Annotated in this window: 1 protein-coding gene; it reads right to left on the reverse strand. The window is 48.5% G+C overall.

The window, feature by feature from the left end:
• Positions 1-422 precede the first annotated feature (422 nt).
• Positions 423-2,483, reverse strand: a complete 2,061-nt coding sequence (locus F6K38_RS39235; protein ID WP_287360327.1) for a DUF3604 domain-containing protein — start codon at positions 2,481-2,483, stop codon at positions 423-425.
• Between the last annotated feature and the right edge of the window lie 66 nt (positions 2,484-2,549).

Below are 2,549 nucleotides of genomic sequence, written 5' to 3' on the forward strand. Positions count from 1 at the left end.
GGGGTTACTGGTGCCTGTAGAGCCTATATCGGGGATGGGTCGATTCTGTTGTGCTATCACCAGGTAGGCAACAATGGCCAAAACAAGGGCGATCGCAACTGCCACCCCTATTTTCCAAATACGGTTCCAATTCATTTTATATACCTAATTTGTGCCTTGTTTAATCTATCAAGTTATTGGTTTTTTTTATGCGATAGGTGGCCGTTGCAATACCAAACAACGACCACTTATTTCTAATCCCGTAAGCATTCAGCCGTCAGCCGTGAGCTAAAAGCTCACGCTGCTTGAGGTGCCGTCAGACATTCTCGTAGTCTAGCCACAATTTTTTGACTGATAGCTGATAGCTGATAGCTGATAGCTGATAGCTGATAGCTGATAGCTGATAGCTGATAGCTGATGGCTTACTTTAATTCAACAGTTACTTATCGAATAACTTCGTGAATTATTCTGTTCCAGAAGTCAAAATCACTGCCATCTTCGGGATTTTCAGGCAACGGAGCTATCTCAGATGTTACGTTAGATGGGGAGTACCAAATCGGAGAAGTATACACCCGTTCTTGTAGGGTTAAGGGAATTTCCTCAGCCATTTCTATCTGATAAAATACCTTGTCGTAGTCCGTCCAACGAGGAGTCGGAATTTCCAGCACCCGCGCGTAGTAAAATGCCTTTTGGGTAGGATCGAAGTCCGGGTCTGTCCAAACCTGAGCCAGCTCAACCGCACCAATGCTATTTGTCCACTCGGCTGTGTCGGTATTGACGGTACCGGTATCTTCCATCGGATCGTCCGTCTCACAGATAGCAGGATTGACCTCACAACCCACAAGGGGAAGCTTACCAGTTGTGTCATTAGGTACGCGATCGCCTGACCAGACCACATCGTAAACTTTCTCCTGGGTTTGGCCATTCTCCAGCCAGCCCTTGACAATTTGAATCCGATCAAGGTTCCCCCGAATCGGATCTTTCAATGCAGCTACTAAAAAGGTGGGAACTTTTCCTTCTGGCATACTGGTCAGATCGCTTCCCATAGGAACGCCTTTGGCATAGCCCACTTGTCCAGGGTTAAAACTCACATCTTCCGAGGTAAAATCCCAACCGCCAAAGAAGCGAACTATCATCCTTGGTCCGCTGGTGGCATAAACTTCCCGTCGTGCCATGGCATCAAACAGGGACTCGCGGGTATTGGCTTCAGCCCAAACTCCTACAAAGCCAGCTGCTCCATACTGCCATCCGAACCGGTTCACCTCAGGATTCTCCGGAACACAGTTGCCATCTTGATCCTTAGTAAAACAACTTGTCTTTGAGACGTGTTCTGCCCGTTCGGGGCTAGGGGTATAAATGGGAAACTTGCCCATAAAGCTATTTTCTTCCACCCCGGAAATCCCAATATGGGAATCCGTGGAACCTACCAGACCAAATTTGAAGGGATTAGCTCCCAAGTCTTCTTCAAACTTCAATCCATTCTTGAGGGCAGCACGGGCATACTCATGCTCGTACATATCAGGTGTTTCCGGAGCGGTCAGGTCTAGATTACCATTATCCCAACCTGCAATTTCAAAACTAGCAAATTCATCATCAGGAGACAAAAAAGGATGAGTCTCCCCCGCTCCTTTAATTTGGATAACTTCATAGAGTGGCTCCCACAGTTGTCGCTGCTCGGCATAACTGTGGTTTAGGGGCATACCGCGAGCATCGGTGTCGGCAAACATCTTTCCGTTGCTCAGGTTGCCATTGTGGGGTATGGCCAGCACATCACCACCCGTTGTGTCTTCATAGTTCTGCATCCACGCCCAGAGAAGTTCTGGGTCTGTGCCATCTGCTGTAGTTTTAGGGAGCAACTGTTTTGCTTTGTCGCCATTGTCACGGAAGATGACATTCCGGTGGAGGTTGTCCCCTGCATCTAGGGAAGTCCACTCATACCCAATCACTGCTGTAAATTTGTGGGGGTCGTTGAACTCTTCTGCCCAATCGACTTCATTATCCCAAGCTGCACCGAACTCCTCTGGGCTTTGGAGCATACAGGCTGGAATGGTACCTTGAGCAAAGGCCGAGGTAATCTCGTTCTGTGCGTTGGCTGCAGCATCACCGCCTTCTTCGATCGCTTCATGCCAATCATCTATCTGCTGCTGATCGTCACCGCAATCTTGTGGGGGGTAATCGACAAACTGTTGGAAGGAGCCCAACTGGTCGGTGTGATCGGTTACCACCAAGAAATCTAAGGGACGAGACAACTGGACTGGTTGCCCACCATCGGTTGTCACTTCCTCTCCTCGGGCAAATCGGTAGGAATTTTCCGGGGTTAGCGTAGTTCCAGCCGCACCCGCATCAAAGGAATAGATGGTATGGAGGTGGGTGTCCCCCCAGAATACCTGCTGGGGATGGCTCGGCTGATACTCATCCGGTCGCCCTGCATAAGGGGAGTAGGAGACCTCTCCAAAAACTTGAAACTTTCTCAGGCACTGCTTTTCAGCGATCAAATTGACCAAGTCAATTTTACGTTGAATTAACGCTATAATAAGCTTAAGAAGCTATTGATGTTAATTTAGCACTAA

The organism is Moorena sp. SIO3B2 (assembly GCF_010692525.1).
Classification (GTDB): Bacteria; Cyanobacteriota; Cyanobacteriia; order Cyanobacteriales; family Coleofasciculaceae; genus Moorena; species Moorena producens.